General features: G+C 67.7%; 14 protein-coding genes. 9 read left to right on the top strand and 5 right to left on the bottom strand.

The window, feature by feature from the left end:
• Positions 1-226 precede the first annotated feature (226 nt).
• A complete protein-coding gene (locus BFE01S_RS26040; RefSeq protein ID WP_028228028.1) occupies positions 227-2,497 on the top strand; it encodes an amylo-alpha-1,6-glucosidase in 2,271 nt (756 codons plus the stop codon).
• A 72-nt stretch (positions 2,498-2,569) separates the two neighbouring features.
• Here the strand turns inward: BFE01S_RS26040 and BFE01S_RS26035 are convergent, their stop codons facing one another.
• The gene (locus BFE01S_RS26035) at positions 2,570-3,646 is read right to left on the bottom strand and encodes an asparaginase (RefSeq protein ID WP_028228027.1); all 1,077 of its coding nucleotides are present in this window, start codon (positions 3,644-3,646) and stop codon (positions 2,570-2,572) included.
• A gap of 182 nt (positions 3,647-3,828) precedes the next feature.
• Between BFE01S_RS26035 and BFE01S_RS26030 the strand changes: the two genes are divergently transcribed.
• The 6 genes from BFE01S_RS26030 to BFE01S_RS26005 all read left to right on the top strand — a co-directional run bounded on the left by BFE01S_RS26030 (position 3,829) and on the right by BFE01S_RS26005 (position 9,877).
• On the top strand, positions 3,829-4,719 hold the full coding sequence (locus BFE01S_RS26030) for an SDR family oxidoreductase (protein WP_028228026.1): 891 nt from the start codon (positions 3,829-3,831) through the stop codon (positions 4,717-4,719).
• Between the two features lie 103 nt (positions 4,720-4,822).
• On the top strand, positions 4,823-5,683 hold the full coding sequence (locus tag BFE01S_RS26025; RefSeq protein WP_028228025.1) for a MurR/RpiR family transcriptional regulator: 861 nt from the start codon (positions 4,823-4,825) through the stop codon (positions 5,681-5,683).
• Positions 5,684-5,906: 223 nt separating this feature from the next.
• Complete coding sequence (locus BFE01S_RS26020) at positions 5,907-6,953, top strand: C45 family autoproteolytic acyltransferase/hydolase (protein ID WP_028228024.1); 1,047 nt, start codon at positions 5,907-5,909, stop codon at positions 6,951-6,953.
• Positions 6,954-6,999: 46 nt separating this feature from the next.
• A complete protein-coding gene (locus BFE01S_RS26015) occupies positions 7,000-8,346 on the top strand; it encodes an aspartate aminotransferase family protein (RefSeq protein ID WP_028228023.1) in 1,347 nt (448 codons plus the stop codon).
• A 28-nt stretch (positions 8,347-8,374) separates the two neighbouring features.
• On the top strand, positions 8,375-8,941 hold the full coding sequence (locus BFE01S_RS26010) for a carboxymuconolactone decarboxylase family protein (RefSeq protein ID WP_028228022.1): 567 nt from the start codon (positions 8,375-8,377) through the stop codon (positions 8,939-8,941).
• A 648-nt stretch (positions 8,942-9,589) separates the two neighbouring features.
• Positions 9,590-9,877, top strand: coding sequence for a YodC family protein (locus BFE01S_RS26005; RefSeq protein WP_042338562.1), 288 nt, complete (start codon positions 9,590-9,592; stop codon positions 9,875-9,877).
• Between the two features lie 116 nt (positions 9,878-9,993).
• Here BFE01S_RS26005 and BFE01S_RS26000 read toward each other — a convergent pair whose 3' ends face one another.
• Both BFE01S_RS26000 and BFE01S_RS25995 read right to left on the bottom strand, forming a co-directional pair.
• On the bottom strand, positions 9,994-10,626 hold the full coding sequence (locus tag BFE01S_RS26000; RefSeq protein ID WP_028228020.1) for a LysE family translocator: 633 nt from the start codon (positions 10,624-10,626) through the stop codon (positions 9,994-9,996).
• A 62-nt stretch (positions 10,627-10,688) separates the two neighbouring features.
• A complete protein-coding gene (locus BFE01S_RS25995; RefSeq protein ID WP_028228019.1) occupies positions 10,689-11,018 on the bottom strand; it encodes a superinfection immunity protein in 330 nt (109 codons plus the stop codon).
• 228 nt (positions 11,019-11,246) lie between these two features.
• Here BFE01S_RS25995 and BFE01S_RS25990 point away from each other — a divergent pair, with 228 nt between their 5' ends.
• Positions 11,247-12,707, top strand: coding sequence for a M20/M25/M40 family metallo-hydrolase (locus tag BFE01S_RS25990; protein ID WP_028228018.1), 1,461 nt, complete (start codon positions 11,247-11,249; stop codon positions 12,705-12,707).
• 114 nt (positions 12,708-12,821) lie between these two features.
• Here the strand turns inward: BFE01S_RS25990 and BFE01S_RS40245 are convergent, their stop codons facing one another.
• Positions 12,822-13,313, bottom strand: coding sequence for a Cd(II)/Pb(II)-responsive transcriptional regulator (locus BFE01S_RS40245; RefSeq protein WP_042338559.1), 492 nt, complete (start codon positions 13,311-13,313; stop codon positions 12,822-12,824).
• A 37-nt stretch (positions 13,314-13,350) separates the two neighbouring features.
• On the bottom strand, positions 13,351-13,785 hold the full coding sequence (locus BFE01S_RS45990; protein WP_245621202.1) for a hypothetical protein: 435 nt from the start codon (positions 13,783-13,785) through the stop codon (positions 13,351-13,353).
• 84 nt (positions 13,786-13,869) lie between these two features.
• Here BFE01S_RS45990 and BFE01S_RS40240 point away from each other — a divergent pair, with 84 nt between their 5' ends.
• Positions 13,870-16,023 (top strand): heavy metal translocating P-type ATPase, encoded by a 2,154-nt coding sequence (locus BFE01S_RS40240; protein WP_322787840.1) that lies wholly within the window; start codon positions 13,870-13,872, stop codon positions 16,021-16,023.
• Positions 16,024-16,075: the final 52 nt, after the last annotated feature.

Below are 16,075 nucleotides of genomic sequence, written 5' to 3'. Positions count from 1 at the left end.
GGTTTCGCAACGCTAGGCGGCCGGCTCCTGCCGCAAGCCGCAAGCCGCAAGCCGCAAGCAAGGACGCAAACACGGATGAAAAGCCCGCACGCCCGCGCGTGCGGGCTTTTTTTTCGCGCATGTTTCTTGCGGGGCCCGCCAAACGTTTCGTACGCCGCCGCAGAAGCCTCTACAATCGAGCGGAAGCGAACCGTGAACCGGCGTGCGCCGGTATAGGAGTCAGGCGATGCAGGATCCAGAAGCACTTGGCGGCGTCACCCACGCAGGCGGCGTGGATCATCCCGAACACGATACGGACGGCGCGTTCATCGCGCCCGAAACCCCCGAGGTCGCGAGCGCGACCCAGCATGTGCTGAAGTCGGGCGACACGTTCATCGTCAACGATCCGCTGGGCGACCTCACCGGCATCGACGACGGTCTGTTCGTCAACGACACGCGCGTGCTGTCCTCGCTGCGCCTCACCTTCGGCGGCCGCGTGCCGTCGCTGCTCTCGGGCAGCGTGAGCAGCGACAACACCGCGTTCACCGCGCACCTCACCAATCGTCCGCTGCCGCCGCTCGGCGGCTCGACCACGCCCGAAGGCGTGATCCACGTGCAGCGCTCGCGCGTGCTCTCGGGCACGATGATGACCGAGGCCATCGAGCTCACGAACTACGGCACCGAAGACGCCGTGGTGCCGCTCTCGATCTCGTTTGCGAGCGACTTTCGCGACATGTTCGAAGTGCGCGGCCTCAAGCGCGAAGTGCGCGGCACGATCGTGCCGCCGCGCGTGGAAGACGGCGAGGTGCGGCTCGAATACATCGGCCTCGACAAGGTGGCGCGGCGCGTGCGCATCGAGTTCTCGCCCACGCCCGACAAGCTCTTTGCCGACCGTGCGGACTTTTCGGTCGATCTGGCCGCGCAGGCCTGCGTGTCGGTCTATCTGACCGTGGCGATCGAGGTCGAGCCGCTCGCGGGCGCCGCGCCCGACACGCCGAGCGCGGGCATCATCCAGCCCGCGCACTGCCTCGCCGACGGGAAAGAGCAGCGCGTGGGCCGCGCCGCGGTGCGCGCCGCCCTGGTCGATGCGCACATCGTGATGCGCGAGCGGCGCCGGGCCACGGCGCGCGTGCGTTCGAGCAACCCGCTCTTCAACGCGTGGATCAACCGCTCGATTGCCGACCTTGGCCTCCTGACCACCGATCTGCCGACGGGCCCCTATCCGTACGCGGGCATTCCGTGGTTTTCCACGCCGTTCGGGCGCGACGCCGTCATCACTTCGCTGCAGACGCTGTGGCTGCAGCCGGCGCTGGCGCGCGGCGTGCTGCGCTTTCTCGCGGCGCACCAGGCGCGCGAGAACTCGGCGTTCCGCGACGCGGCGCCTGGCAAGATCATGCACGAGATGCGCAAGAGCGAAATGGCCGCGACCGGCGAGGTGCCGTTCGCGCTCTACTACGGCGGCGTGGACACGACACCGCTTTTCGTCGTGCTGGCGGGCGCCTATGTCGAGCGCACGGGCGACACGTCGCTGATCGACGAACTCTGGCCCGCGCTCGAACGCGCGGCAGGCTGGGTGGCGGGCGTGTGCGAGCGCAACGCGCTCGGCCTGCTCGATTACCGGCGCGAGTCGGAGGGCGGTCTCGCCAACCAGGGCTGGAAGGACAGCCACGATTCCGTCTTCCATGCCGACGGCCGTTTCCCGGACGGCCCGATCGCGCTGGTGGAAGTGCAGGCCTACGCGAGCGCCGCGTTCGACACGATGGCGCGCTTTGCCACCTTGCGCGGCCTTGCCGACGATGCGGCCCGCTATGCGGCGCGCGCCGCGAAGATTCGCCGCTGCGTGGAAGAAAAGTTCTGGATGCCCGAGTCGGACTTCTACGGCATCGCGCTCGACGGCCACGGCGAACTCTGCCGCGTGCTGGCTTCGAACGCCGGGCACCTGCTCGCGTTCGGTCTGCCCGAGTACGAGCGCGGCCATACGGTGGCGCGCGTGCTCGAATCGGCGCTGTTCCACACGGGCTGGGGCGTGCGCACGCTCGCGGCGGGCCAGGCGCGCTTCAATCCGATGGCGTATCACAACGGCTCGGTCTGGCCGCACGACAACGCGATCTGCGCGCGCGGGCTCGCGCGCTACGGCCACAAGGACGCCGCGGTGCGCCTCCTGCAGGCGCTCTTCGAAGCGGCCGTGACCTTCGACATGCGCTTGCCGGAACTCTTCTGCGGCTTCCCGCGCCGCCGCGGCGAACCGCCCACGGCCTATCCGGTCGCGTGCCTGCCGCAGGCCTGGGCGGCCGGCTCGCCGTTCATGATGCTGGAGGCGTGCCTGGGCATTTCGATCGATGCCGCGCGCCACGAGGTGAGGGTGGAAGAGCCGATGCTGCCGGAAGGGATCGACTGGCTCGAAGTGAGCGATCTGCGCGTGGGCAAATCGGCGGTCACGCTCACGTTCCGGCGCGTGGACGGGAAGGTAGTCGCGGCCGCGGACCGCAGCGATGTGAAGGTGGTCGCGTTGTTGTAACGGCAATAGGGCGATACCGGAAACCGGTCGATGGGTACCGGTTTCCGGTCATTTCCGGGCTTGGCAATGTGGCTATTCCGCCGCCCGCAAGCTCACCCTGGCCGAAACCCCACCTGTTTCGACGCCCCTCGTATTGCTGATCCGCGGCGCATGAAACCGCGCCAGCGCCTCCAGTTGCGCCGGCGTGCCGATACCCAGTTGCGCCAGCATCTCCACGACCACCGCATAGAGCGCGGTCTGGTTGCCGTCTTCCATCTTCACTGCGAAGCCCAGCGCACGGTTGCCCGCATGCGCCGCCGTCTGTGCCGAGGCGCGCACGCCCACTGCGTAGCTGCCGTCCGCGCCTAACTTGCCGACCAGCGCGCCGCCGAACGCTTGCATCAACTCCGTGCAGAAGCGGCCTTCGCCCGCCACCATCTCCGGGTGCGAGGTCATCGCGCGGTAGATGCGCGCGAGCGCCGCTGTGCGTGCCGGCAGAGTGGTGCCGCCCGTGGCGGCGGTTCGATCCGCCGCGTCGGCGAGACTCGCGTAAAGTCGCGCGAGCCGGTCGAGCGGGAACGCGGGCGTGGGCAGGTTGCAGCCGTCGATGGCCCATTGCACGGCCTCGTCGGGCAGGCCGCAAGCGTCGGCGACGGTGTGGCGCACGCGCGCCTGCAACGGATGGTCCGGCAGGTGGTAGTCGTCGATCGGCGCGGCCATCGCGCGCGCCGCCGCAAGCATGCCCACGTGCTTGCCCGAGCAGTTGCTGCAGGCCGGCCCCGGCGTGAAATCGCGCTTGATCCAGTCGCGGTAGACCGCGTCGGAGATGGGCGGGTGAGGGCCGCAGCGCATGTCGGACTCCTGCGCCGAGACTTTCGCGAGCATCTGCCGCGTGCGCGCCACGTGCCGGTCTTCGCTGCTGTTCGAGCCGCACATGAGGGCGAGATCGGCGTCGTCGAAACCGAAGCGGTCGAGCGCGCCCGTTTCGATGACGGCCAGCGCCTGGGCCGGCTTGGCGGCCGAGCGCACGAGCGTGAGCCGGTGCGGGTCGCCCCACGCGTAGCGTAGCCGGCCGCTGGCATCGACCACCGCGATGTGGGCCGCGTGCGTCGTTTCGACGATGCCGCCGCGAAGGACGGTGACCGCGGGTTCAAAGGTTTGCGTTGCCATGGTGACGCCTGAGCAGAGGACCGGAATGGGCACGATGGTACCGCGTCTGCCCCATCGGCGGCCTTTGCCGCTTTGGCGATCCTTTCTGATCCTGTTAGTCGGTTTACTACGATGAGGTCACGACTTCAACGCAGGTGCGAATCGTCGGATAGTGGCCGCACGACGAACAAGGAGGCATCAGCATGCGTATCTTTCTTACGGGCGCGACCGGCTTTATCGGCTCGGCGCTCGTTCCCGAACTTCTCGACGCCGGTCACGAGGTGATCGGCATGACCCGCTCCGACGCGGGTGCGCAAGCCCTCGCCGCGGCCGGGGCCGAAGTGCACCGGGGCACGCTGGAGGACCCCGAAAGCCTGAGCCGCGGCGCCGCGCAGGCGGATGCGGTCATCCACGCGGCTTTCGACCACGACTTTTCGCGCTTCGTCGAAAACTGCGAGAAGGACAAGCGCGCCATCGCCGCACTCGGCTTTGCGCTGGCGGGCTCGGACCGGCCCCTCGTCATCACCTCGGGAACCGGGATGGGCAGCGGCCACCACGGCGAGCCGGCGACCGAAGACATCTTCGACACCCGCCATCCGAATCCGCGCATTGCGTCCGAGCTGGCCGGGAATGCGCTGCTGGAGTCGGGCGTCAACGTGTCGGTGGTGCGGCTGCCGCAGGTGCACAATCCGTTCAAGCAGGGCCTCATCGCGCCGCTCATCGAGATTGCCCGGCAAAAAGGCGTTGTCGCCTATGTGGGCGAGGGCAAGAACCGCTGGCCGGCGGGGCATCTCTCCGACGTCGTGCGGCTCTACCGGCTGGCCGTGGAGGCCGCCGAGCCGGGCGCGCGTTTTCACGCGGTGGGCGAAGAAGGGGTGATCAGCCGCAAGATTGCCGAGGCGCTGGGCCGGGGCCTGAATCTGCCCGTCGTGTCGATCGCACCGGAGGAGGCGGCAGCGCACTTCGGATGGATGGGCATGTTCGCGGCTCCCGACATGCCCGCTTCGAGCGCATGGACGCAGGATCGCCTGGGCTGGCGCCCCACGGGACCGACGCTCATTTCCGATCTCAACGAGGCACGGTTCGCGCAATAGCGCCGGCTCTGCGTATCGCGACATCGGCTTCGCGACATCGGTCTCGCAACATCGCGCAACACCGGTGGTAACATTTGTTGTCATCCACCGATTCGTTGCCCGCATGCCAGACAGCTTCGACCAGCTCGCCGCGCTCATCCGCACCCGCTTCTCCGAACTGAGCCCGCAATTTCAGACCGGGGCCGCGTTCCTGCTCGATCACCCGGACGAGGTGGCCGTCTCGTCCATGCGCAAGGTGGCCGAGCGCGCCCGCGTGCAGCCCGCCTCGCTCGTGCGGCTCTCGCAGCAACTGGGCTTTCCCGGCTGGAACGAACTGCGCGACCTGTTCGTCGCGCGGGTGCGCACGCGCCCCGAGCCGCTGACGAGCCGGGCCCGTTCGCTCGTGGCCGGCAGCGCGAAGAACGGACTCGCGCACGATCTGCTCGTCGCGCAGCAGCACAACCTCGAAGCGAGCGCCGCGCACAATGCGCGCGCGACCGTGGAGGCCGCGCGCGTGCTGCGCAAGGCGAAGCACGTTCATGTGGCGGGCTTTCGCTCCTGCTACGCGGTGGCGTTCGGGCTCGTGTACGGCTACCGGCTCTTTCGGCCTTCGGTGTCGCTCCTGGGCGGCGAGGCCGGCACGCTCGAAGTGCAGTTGCTGGGTATCGAGCGGGACAGCGCGACTATCGTCATCAGTTTCGCGCCGTACTCGGTCGAAGCGGTGCGCGTGGCCGAAGCCGCGCTGGAAAAGGGCAGCCGCCTGATCGCGATTACCGATAGCGCGGTTTCGCCGATCGCGCTCAATGCCGAGAAGGTGCTGATCTTCACGCACGAAAGCCCGTCTTTTTTTCCTTCTCTGGTGGCGGCGACGGCGCTCTCCGAAGCGCTCGTGGCGCATCTGCTCGCGCTGGAAGGCGCGGACGCCGTGACGCGGCTGGAACGGGCCGAACGCACGCTCAATACGCGCGGCGCCTACGTGCCGTGATGCGCTCTGAATGACGTCCCCCGAAAGCACGTTAGTTTTCTCGTTTTCCGATCCGCAATTTTTTCTCCGCAGGTTTTCCCCCCGTGCCGGCGCCCTCATGACCCAAGGGGTGCCTGCATTTTCGCGCCGCATCCAAATCCATATGTTGCGTATACGTTATAATTGACAACATATGTTGATGGGGCGTATAAATCGCCCATTACGGATCGAGGCGAGAACATCGATGCAGGAACTGAAGTCTTTCCGGGTCGGCGGCACACCCGAGGCGATCGGCCACGAGCTTGGCCTTCTGGCACGGCCCATCTTCGCGACCTATATGGCGCAAAGCGCCGCGTGGCAGGCCGTGAGCCGCTGGCGCGGCAGCGCCTTCGCGCAACAGTTGCGCGAGGCGGCGCAACGCCATTTCCCGGCCTACGTCGCCGAACTCGACGCCATGGCTGCGGCACTCGGCTGGCCGGCGGACGATCTCTTCCTCTGGAACTGCCGCGGCGAACTGATCCATCGGGTGCCGGACGGCTGCACGACGCTCGCGGCGCCGGTGCCCGCCGGCGGCCTGATCGCCCATAACGAAGATGGCGACCCTTATCTGCGCGGGCGCTGCCTGGTTGTCGAGGCGGAGCCGGAGGACAAGCCCGGTTTCGTGAGCTTTTACTACCCGGGATCGCTGCCCGGCCACACCTTCGCCGCCACGCGGGCCGGTCTCGCGCAGGCGATCAACAATGTGCGCATCCGCGAGCCGCATGCCGGCGTGCCGCGCATGATCCTCGCGCGCGCCGTGCTCGACGCGGCGACGCTCGACGAAGCCCTCGCCCTGTTGCGCGACACGCCGTGCGCGAGTGGCTTTCATCACACGATCGGCGGCGTGCAGGCAGATGGCGTGCGCCTCTACAGCGTCGAGGCAACGGCGCAGCGCTGCTCGATCGTGCCGGTCAACGCACTGTCCGGCCACGCGAACCATCTGATTCACGCGGGTTGCGAGTGCGAGGCGCAGATCGTTACCGATTCGTCGCGCGACCGCCAGGCGCGGCTTGCCGAATTGCTGCCCGCACTCGGCACCCAGCCGGACGCCGAAGCCCTGGTTGGTGTGCTGCAAGATCGGGCGGGCGCCGGCCTGCCGATCTTCCGCGCCGATCCGAACGATCCCGACGACGAGAACACGCTCGCCACCGCAAGCCTTGCCATCGGCGCCGAGGGGGTGAGCCTCGGCGTCTGGCAGGAGGGCGAGCGCGTGTTCGACCGCTTCGTCCGCGCCACCCGCGCCACGCATTGAAGGCGCTGCTGCGCCGACACCCTTTTCATCGCATCGAGAGAACGCCATGACCCAGGTCTTTCACCGGATGCCCAAGCAGACGCTGCCTGTTGCGGTAGCAGGCGAGGGTATCGAAATCATCGATTCCACCGGCAAGCGCTATATCGACGCCAGCGGCGGCGCGGCCGTTTCGTGCCTCGGCCATAGCAACGCGCGCGTGATCGGCGCGATCAGGCGCCAGGCGGAGCAACTGCCTTACGCGCACACGTCGTTCTTCACGACCGAGGCGGCCGAGCAACTGGCCGATCACCTCGTCGCCGCCGCGCCCGAGGGGCTCGAGCATGTCTATTTCGTTTCGGGCGGCTCGGAGGCCATCGAGGCCGCGCTGAAGCTTGCGCGCCAATACTTCGTCGAGAAGGGCGAACGGGCGCGCCGCCATTTCATCGCGCGTCGCCAGAGCTATCACGGCAATACGCTCGGCGCGCTGGCGATTGGCGGCAATGCGTGGCGCCGTGAGCCGTTCCTGCCGATCCTGATCGAATCGCATCACGTGAGCCCGTGCTACGCGTATCGCGAACGTCTCGCGGGCGAATCCGACGCAGCCTATGCGCAGCGCCTCGCCGACGAGCTCGAACACAAGATTCTCGAACTCGGGCCCGAGACCGTGGCCGCCTTCGTCGCGGAGACGGTGGTGGGCGCCACGGCCGGCGCGGTGCCGCCCGTGCGCGAATACTTTCGCAAGATCCGTGCGGTTTGCGATCGTTACGGTGTCCTGCTGATTCTCGACGAGATCATGTCGGGCATGGGCCGCACCGGCTATCTGTATGCGTGCGACGAAGACGGCGTTGCGCCGGACCTGTTGACGATCGCGAAGGGGCTGGGCGCCGGGTATCAGCCGATCGGCGCGACGCTTGTCAGCCGCCGCATCTATGACACGATCACGGGCGGCAGCGGCTATTTCCAGCATGGTCACACCTACATCGGCCACGCTACCGCCTGCGCGGCGGCGCTCGAAGTGCAGCGCGTGATTGCCGAAGAGAAACTGCTCGACAACGTGCTTGCGCGCGGCGAACAACTGCGTGCGAATCTGCGCGAACGCTACGCACAACATCCGTGGGTGGGCGATGTGCGCGGGCGCGGTCTTTTCGTCGGCGTCGAACTGGTGCAGGACCGCGAAAGCAAGGCCAGCTTCGATCCGGCGCTGAAGCTGCACGCGGCGATCAAGCGCGAGGCCTTCGCGCGCGGCCTGATGGTCTATCCGATGGGCGGCACCGTCGATGGCAGGAACGGCGATCACGTGCTGCTCGCGCCGCCTTTCATCTGCACGGCGCAGGATATCGATACCATCGCGGAGCGCCTTTCCACCGCGATCGATGCTGCCTTCGTTGCTACCGGCGTAACGCGCGCGGCGTAAGCGCGGCCCCACATTCACGGAGTCCTTTATGACGCAATCGCAGAACCCGCGGCTGCCCGCATTCGACGCCGCACAGGCGTCGCCCGAGCAGAAGGCCGTGCTCGACGAAATCCTCTCCGGGCCGCGCGGCAACCTGAACGGGCCGTTCCTCGGCTGGATCTACAGCCCCGAACTCGCACAGCATGCCCAGCGGCTGGGCGCGTTTTGCCGGTACCGCACGGGCTTGCCGCTGCGTCTTTCCGAACTCGCGATTCTCGTGACGGCGGCGCGCTGGCAGGCCCAGGCCGAGTGGTACATCCACTATCCGATCGCGCTGGAGGCAGGCGTGCCCGCCGCGCTGGCGGAGCAGATCCGCAACGGGGGCGAACCGCAGTTCGAGGAACCGGACGACGCGCTCATCTACGCGTTCGCGACCGAGTTATACGATGCGAAACGCGTATCCGACGCAACCTATGCGCGCGCGATGGAGCGCTTCGGGCGCGAGGTGACGGTGAATTTGGTCGGGCTGCTCGGCTACTACGCGCTGGTGGCGATGACGCTGAACGCGTTCGGAATGCGCGCGCAGGGCCAGGAGACGCTGCCGTTCCCCGAATAGGCGGCCCGGCTGCTGCCGCCAGAAGAACGCCCCATCCGGATCGTCTGGATGGGGCGTTCGCTTTTTGGAGCGGGGCAATGCGTGGCGCGGACCCGGGAAAATGTGACGGCGATATTTCGGCGCCGTCGATTAAATAGTATGGCTAATTCCGATTCCCGATTTAATGAAGTGCTCAAAAAGCCGCTCCATAAAATAAAACGACCGGGCGGAAAGGCGACGAGGAAACGTTTTCAGCAGTGCGAGCCGAAAAACTTATCCGGGTAATTATGTTACGCGATACGGCGAGCTTTCGTCGGGTAATCCGGGATTTTTGCGGTGCCGCAAGCCGGGCCGCAAATGGCCGCACAGCCGGTGCCACGGCGCTTTTGCGGCAGCAGCTTTTACCTGGCTGAGCCGGCTCGCAGGGTAATTTATGCTGGGGCGATTATTTCCGCACTCCGGCATATCAGGGAAAATCCGGTTTCATGCATTTTTTCTAAAAATCGCTTGCGCTGAGTAATTCGTGTTGTTAGTCTTGCCAGACCTATAAAAAGCCGGGCAGGGATTATCGACGAACCGGCGCACAAAACGGGGAAATGCAGGGAAAGATCCTGGCGAAAACGCAGTGCCCAGCCAGGGATCGCCTCAACCCAATTTCCGGGGATCCACATGCTTGATACGACCATCGACGTTGCCGAAAGCCCGCGCGCCGCTATGGCCGGCATTGGCGACGTTGTCACCCTCAAATCCGGCGGTCCACGCATGACCGTCATGTATGCCGGGCCGGTCGGCTTCGCCGCGGGTCACTGGCTGATCTGCCAATGGTTCGACGAACACGGCGAATTGCGCCAGGACATGTTCGCCGAGGACATGATCCGCATCGAGCCGCGCTCCATTCCCGCAGGCTCGGTCAAGCTGCGCGTGGACGCTACGCGCGCGTCGGCAAGCCGCGTATAACGCAGGTGCCGCGGGTGCCGCAGCAGCATCGGCCGGCTGGCCTGCCCGGAACGCTGCGGTAACGCTGCAAAAGAGGGCGGGCCCTGGCGCTCGCTTCCAGGCGTTGACCTCTCAGCCTAGCGCCGGCCTTCCGCTGCGATCTTGACGGCGAGTCCCGCCAACACCGTGCCCATCAGATAGCGCTGGACCACGAGCCACGTCGGGCGGCCGGCCAGGAAGGCGGCAATGGTGCCTGCCGTCACGGCAACCGTGGCATTCACGCTGATCGACAACGCAATCTGGATCGCCCCCAGCACGAGCGACTGGCCCAGCACGCTGCCCTGGTGCGGATCGATGAACTGCGGCAGCAGCGAGAGATAGAGAATCGCGATCTTCGGGTTCAGCAGGTTCGTCACGAAGCCCATCAGGAACAGCTTGCGCGGCCTGTCCGGCGTGAGCTCGCGCACCTGGAAGGGCGAGCGGCCGCCCGGCTTGAGCGCCTGCCACGCGAGCCACACCAGATAGAGCGCGCCGCCGAGGCGCAGCGCGTCGTAGGCGAAAGGCACCGTCATCAGGAGCGCGGTAATGCCGAAGGCCGCGCACAGCATGTAGAACACGAAGCCGAGCGCAACGCCTCCCAGCGAGATCAGGCCGGCCTTGCGCCCCTGGCAGATCGAGCGCGAGATCAGATAGATCATGTTCGGTCCAGGCGTGAGCGCCATGCCGAGCGAAACGGCGGCGAAGGCCAAGAGCGGGGCGGCGTGATGCATGGGGCGGGCTCCATAGAGGGGGGATTACCCAGGCGGTGCGTGCGCTCGCCTGGGACTTCGAATTATTGCAACGGGCCTTTGCGGTTGCCGCCGCCGCTGCCGCGCGCGGCGCGCGCCGCAATGCGGTCGGAGAGCTTGCGCGAAAAGAGGCCCATGCCGAGGCGGCGCTCGCGGTCCTTCGTCTGCTTGACGAGATCGACCGGCGGGTTCGGCTGGAACGCCCAGTAGAGCGCGAGCAGCCAGCCGATCACCGTCCAGCCGAGCACGGCGTTGACCATGGCGATGATCAGGAGATCGCGGCGCCGGCGCCGGTCGGCGACGAGCGCAGGCAGAAAATAGAGTGCCACCGCCACGACGAGGACGACGACTTCGAAGACGGAGTGGCTCGCCATGTCGTTCCTCCCGGGGAAAGAGTGGGCGCCGTACGACAGCGCAATTACGTATTGTCGCCCCAAATCGGGCGGCGCGCGGAATACCCCCCGCTTGCGGCGGGCTTCGCAGACGCGGCGGCGCACCGGCACAGCGGCACAGCGGTATTCCCCTGGCCAATTGGCCAGAGGAATATCGGCACCCGGGGAACGGGTCTATCATCTGGTTTTTCATCGCAGGGGGCTCCCACCATGATTTCCGATTCGACCCAGGACACCCGGCAGCTCGATCACGAGGCACTGGGCGCGTTCGTCGAGCGCAAATGGAACGACGAGATCGTTCCCGCGCTGACCGACTACATCGCGGTGCCCGCCAAGAGCCCGGCCTTCGATCCCGACTGGGCGAAGCACGGCTATCTCGAACGCGTGGTGCACGACGCGGCGCAATGGGTCGAACAACAGCCGGTGCGCGGCCTGAAGCTGGAAGTCGTGCGCCTCGCCGGCCGCACGCCCGTGATCTTTTTCGAAGCGCCGGCCACGCGCTCGGGCAGCGAGGAAACGGTGGTGCTGTACGGCCACCTCGACAAGCAGCCGGAATTTGCCGGCTGGCGCAACGACCTCGGGCCGTGGACGCCCAAGCTCGAAGACGGACGGCTCTACGGCCGCGGCGGCGCCGACGACGGCTACGCGATCTACGCGAGCATCACGGCGCTGGCGGCGCTCGACGCCCAGGGCATCGAGCGGCCGCGTTGCGTCGGGCTGATCGAAACCTGCGAGGAATCGGGCAGCTATGACCTGCTGCCGTACGTGGATGCGCTGCGCGAGCGGCTCGGCACGGTCGGTCTGGTGGTCTGCCTCGATTCGGGCGCGGGCAACTACGACCAGCTCTGGCTTACCACGTCGCTGCGCGGGACGGTCGTAGGCGAACTGGAGGTGGAGGTGTTGGAGGAGGGCATTCACTCCGGCTCCTTTGGCGGCATCGCGCCGTCCAGCTTCCGCGTGATGCGCCAGCTCTTCGAGCGTCTGGAAGATGCCGCGAGCGGCACGCTGCTGCCCAAGGGCTTTCATTGCGCGATTCCGCCGCGGCGTCTGGCGGAAATCGAGGCAACCGCGAAGATCCTCGGCGAGAGCGTGTGGAAGACCCTGCCCTGGGCGTGCGGTCAGGACGGCCGCCGCGTATTGCCTACGACGACCGATCCGGCGCAGGCGCTGCTCGATTCGACCTGGCGGCCCTCGCTTTCGGTGACGGGCGCTGCGGGCCTGCCCGCGATTGCCGACGCCGGCAACGTGCTGCGTCCGCGCACGGCATTCAAGCTGTCGCTGCGGCTGCCGCCGCTCGTGGAGGCGTCGAAGGCCGTCGCCGAACTGAAGGCGCTGCTGGAGTTCGAGCCGCCCTATAACGCGAAGGTCACGTTCAAGCCCGATGCCGGTGCGGCCAACGGCTGGAGTGCGCCCGAACTCGCGCCGTGGCTGGCGGATGCGCTCAATGCCGCTTCGCGCACGCACTACGGCGCCGACTGCGCGTATCTGGGGCAGGGCGGCACGATTCCGCTGATGAACGTGCTGCAGGCGGGCTTCCCGAAGTCGCAGTTCATGGTGTGCGGCGTGCTCGGGCCGAAGTCGAATGCCCATGGCCCGAACGAGTTCCTTCACGTGCCCTACGCGAAGAAGCTCACGGCCACGGTGGCCGAAGTGATCGCCGCGGCGCCCTGAGGGGCTGGCGACCGTCGGGTTTGCACTTTCGCTGACTTTTGCTGGCAGACGGCCGCCCCATGGCGGGGCGGCCGCGTCACTGCGCCAGACTTCTTCCGGCTGGCGCCGGAATCCTCACGGATGCGCCGCTGGCGCCTGCCCGGCCTGCTGCGGCAGGTCCTCGCCAGTGTGCGGATGCGCTTCCGCGTGGCAGGAGCAGGATTCCTCGTCCATCGGCTGCTCCAGATTCTTCATGATTCCGCATTCGCTGCTGCGCCGGTCGTGCGCGTGGCAGGTATCGCGCAGCGTGCGCAACTGCTGCTCCAGCGTGCGCATCGACTCGATCTGCAGATGGATGCGCTCGATCTGGCAGTCGATGAGCTGGTTCACTTCGTCGCAGGGCTGGCTCGGATCCACCTGGAAACGCCGCAGCATGCGGATGTCCATGAGCCCGATCCCCAGCGAGCGGCAGTGGCGGATGAAATTGAGCTGGGCGACGTGCGCGGCCGCATAGCTGCGATAGCCGTTGGTTTCGCGGGCCGGCTCTTCCAGCAATCCCTCGCGCTCGTAAAAGCGCACCGTCTCGACATCGCAGTGAGCGAGGCGCGCCAGTTCTCCGATCCTCATGCTCGTGGCTCCCAAAAATGGCTTGACCCTGTAGCCGCTACAGGCTGTTCAATGATTGTGTCACTTTTGGGAGATAAGGGCCATGGTCATGGGCTTCAAGTTGCGGTTTGCCGCAGGGCAGCGGTATCGGGCGCGTCTCGACGGGCAGGCGGGAGAGCCGTCCGGGGGCGCGGCGGCGCGGGACGAGGCGAACGCGGCCGGACTTGCGGTGGTGGACGGCGAATGCGCTGGCGGTTGCGCTCACGATCATGAAACGGGTTCGCGGTCGGATCGCCGGGAGGTGAAAGGCCGCGATGGGGATCATGCACACGATCGTGGTCAGGCGTGCGGGCACGACCACGATCATGAGCATGGCCAGGTGCAGGACCACGACCACGGGCATGACCATGGGCATGGGCGCGGGCATGGGCATGATCACGACCATCGCCACGCCCACGACCACACCGATCCCCTGGCCCACGCCTGCTGTCATGGCCACGACCACGCCACCGCCCCTGCCGCGCCGCCGCCTCCGGCACCGGATGGCACGCGGCGCGCGCGCTATCGCATCGACAATATGGACTGCCCGACCGAGGAGCGGCTGATCCGCAACCGCATCGAACCGATGCCCGGCGTCGTGCGTCTCGACTTCAACCTGCTCTCGCGCGAGCTGACGGTCCATCACCGCCTCGACGACACCGAAGTGCTCGTCGTCGCCTTGAAGGCCCTCGACATGGCGCCACGCGTTCTCGACGACTCCGCCCCGGCCGCCTCCAGTTCCGAAGCCCCGCGTCTCGGCGTGCGCCAGAAACTGCTGCTCGCGGCGAGCGGCGTCGCCGCCGTGCTGGCCGAGGTGCTTGCCTGGACCACGGGGCAGGACGCCGCGCTGCCGGTGCTCGCGTGCGCGGTGGTTTCGCTGCTGTGCGCCGGTCTGCCGACCCTGCGCAAAGGCTGGATCGCGCTCAGGAACCTCACGATCAACATCTACTTCCTGATGTCGCTGGCGGTGGTCGGTGCCGTCGCCATCGGCAAGTGGCCCGAAGTGGCGATGGTGGTGTTCCTGTTCGCGCTGGCGGAGGAGATCGAGGCGCTTTCGCTCGAACGCGCGCGCCAGGCCATACGCGCCCTCACGGCGCTCGCGCCCGATACGGCGGAAGTCTGGCAGGGCGACGGCGCCCGGGCTGCTGCCGATGCGCCGCGCGGCGCCGGTCAGTGGCTCACCCGCGCGGTGGGCGAAGTGACGATCGGCAGCCGCATTCGCGTGCGCACCGGCACGCGCGTGCCGCTCGACGCGCGCGTGGTGGCCGGCCGCGCGGCGCTCGACCAGGCGCCTATCACCGGAGAAAGCCTCCCCGTCGACAAAGCCGCGGGCGACCCGCTGTACGCGGGCAGCATCGCCGTCGATGGCGTGCTGGAAGCCGTCGTGACCGCCGCGGCCGGCGACAGCACGCTCGCGCGCATCGCCGCGGCCGTGCAGGAGGCGCAGGCGCAGCGCGCGCCCACCCAGCGTTTCGTCGATCAGTTCGCGCGTTTCTACACGCCGGCCGTGGTCGTGCTCGCCGTGCTGATCGCCGCGGGCGGCCCTTTCGTCTTCGGCGGCGGGTGGTCCGACTGGCTCTACAAGGCGCTCGTGCTGCTCGTGATCGCGTGTCCGTGCGCGCTCGTGGTCGCCACGCCCGTGACGGTAGTGAGCGGTCTCGCGGCCGCCGCGCGCCACGGCATGCTGGTGAAGGGCGGCGTGTGGCTCGAACGCGGCCGTCTCCTGAAGGTCGTCGCGTTCGACAAGACCGGCACCCTCACGCGCGGCGCGCCCGTGCTCACCGATGCGATCGCGCTGAACGGCCTGCCGGTCGAAGAAGCGCTCAACATTGCCGCGAGCCTCGACGAGCCGAGCACCCATCCGGTGGCCCGCGCGATCGTGTCGGGTTGGCGCGCGCGCCAGCTGGGCGACGCACTCGTGCGCATCGACGATTTCGCCGTGCTCGACGGCCGCGGCGTGAAGGCCCGCATCGACGGTCCGGACAGGGCGGGGCCGTTCTGGCATCTCGGCAACCATCGCCTCGTGGAAGAGCTGGGCCTGTGCTCGGTGGAACTCGAAACCACGCTTGCCACGCTCGAAGGGGCGGGCAAGACCGCCGTCGTGCTGTGCTCGCCGCAGGCACCGGTTGCGGTGTTCGCCGTGGCGGATGCGGCGCGGCCCGAAAGCGGGGCGGCGGTGCGCGCGCTGAAGACGCTCGGCGTGAAGACCGTGATGCTCACGGGCGACAACCCGGCAACGGCGCGCGCGATTGCGGGCCCGCTCGGCATCGACGACGCGCGCGGCGATCTGCTGCCGCAAGACAAGCAGGACGCGGTGGCCGGGCTGGCGGCGCAGCGCGGCATGACGGGGATGGTCGGCGACGGTGTCAACGACGCACCGGCGCTTGCCCGTGCCGACATCGGCTTCGCCATGGGCGCGGCGGGCACCGCCACGGCGCTCGAAACCGCCGACGTCGCGATCATGGACGACGACCCGCGCAAGATCGCCGCGTTCATCGGCCTGAGCCGCAAGGTGGCGGGCGTGCTGACGCAGAACATCGCCCTCGCGCTCGGCATCAAGGTGGTGTTTCTCGTGCTCGCGCTGGCGGGCGAGGCGACGCTCTGGATGGCGGTGTTTGCGGACATGGGCGCGAGCCTGCTCGTCGTCGCGAACGGCTTGCGCGTGCGCGGGCATTTCGCGAAGGCCCGCTGAGGGCGGGCGGGTTTTTACCCCGGCGAAGCCGGTTCGCTGGTTCGCTGGTTCG

Source organism: Paraburkholderia ferrariae NBRC 106233, from assembly GCF_000685035.1.
In the GTDB taxonomy this organism is placed as follows: Bacteria; Pseudomonadota; Gammaproteobacteria; order Burkholderiales; family Burkholderiaceae; genus Paraburkholderia; species Paraburkholderia ferrariae.
Note: the sequence above shows the minus strand (reverse complement) of the source record. Positions and strands in the feature narration are given on the sequence as shown.

What these genes read in the sequence shown, in the direction of transcription:
- BFE01S_RS40245 (WP_042338559.1), bottom strand. Translation starts at nt 13,313, where the DNA reads ATGAGGATCGGAGAACTGGCGCGCCTCGCTCACTGCGATGTCGAGACG.
- BFE01S_RS26015 (WP_028228023.1), top strand. Translation starts at nt 7,000, where the DNA reads ATGACCCAGGTCTTTCACCGGATGCCCAAGCAGACGCTGCCTGTTGCG.
- BFE01S_RS25990 (WP_028228018.1), top strand. Translation starts at nt 11,247, where the DNA reads ATGATTTCCGATTCGACCCAGGACACCCGGCAGCTCGATCACGAGGCA.
- BFE01S_RS26035 (WP_028228027.1), bottom strand. Translation starts at nt 3,646, where the DNA reads ATGGCAACGCAAACCTTTGAACCCGCGGTCACCGTCCTTCGCGGCGGC.
- BFE01S_RS26040 (WP_028228028.1), top strand. Translation starts at nt 227, where the DNA reads ATGCAGGATCCAGAAGCACTTGGCGGCGTCACCCACGCAGGCGGCGTG.
- BFE01S_RS26030 (WP_028228026.1), top strand. Translation starts at nt 3,829, where the DNA reads ATGCGTATCTTTCTTACGGGCGCGACCGGCTTTATCGGCTCGGCGCTC.
- BFE01S_RS26025 (WP_028228025.1), top strand. Translation starts at nt 4,823, where the DNA reads ATGCCAGACAGCTTCGACCAGCTCGCCGCGCTCATCCGCACCCGCTTC.
- BFE01S_RS26000 (WP_028228020.1), bottom strand. Translation starts at nt 10,626, where the DNA reads ATGCATCACGCCGCCCCGCTCTTGGCCTTCGCCGCCGTTTCGCTCGGC.
- BFE01S_RS26020 (WP_028228024.1), top strand. Translation starts at nt 5,907, where the DNA reads ATGCAGGAACTGAAGTCTTTCCGGGTCGGCGGCACACCCGAGGCGATC.
- BFE01S_RS26005 (WP_042338562.1), top strand. Translation starts at nt 9,590, where the DNA reads ATGCTTGATACGACCATCGACGTTGCCGAAAGCCCGCGCGCCGCTATG.
- BFE01S_RS26010 (WP_028228022.1), top strand. Translation starts at nt 8,375, where the DNA reads ATGACGCAATCGCAGAACCCGCGGCTGCCCGCATTCGACGCCGCACAG.
- BFE01S_RS45990 (WP_245621202.1), bottom strand. Translation starts at nt 13,785, where the DNA reads ATGACAGCAGGCGTGGGCCAGGGGATCGGTGTGGTCGTGGGCGTGGCG.
- BFE01S_RS40240 (WP_322787840.1), top strand. Translation starts at nt 13,870, where the DNA reads ATGGACTGCCCGACCGAGGAGCGGCTGATCCGCAACCGCATCGAACCG.
- BFE01S_RS25995 (WP_028228019.1), bottom strand. Translation starts at nt 11,018, where the DNA reads ATGGCGAGCCACTCCGTCTTCGAAGTCGTCGTCCTCGTCGTGGCGGTG.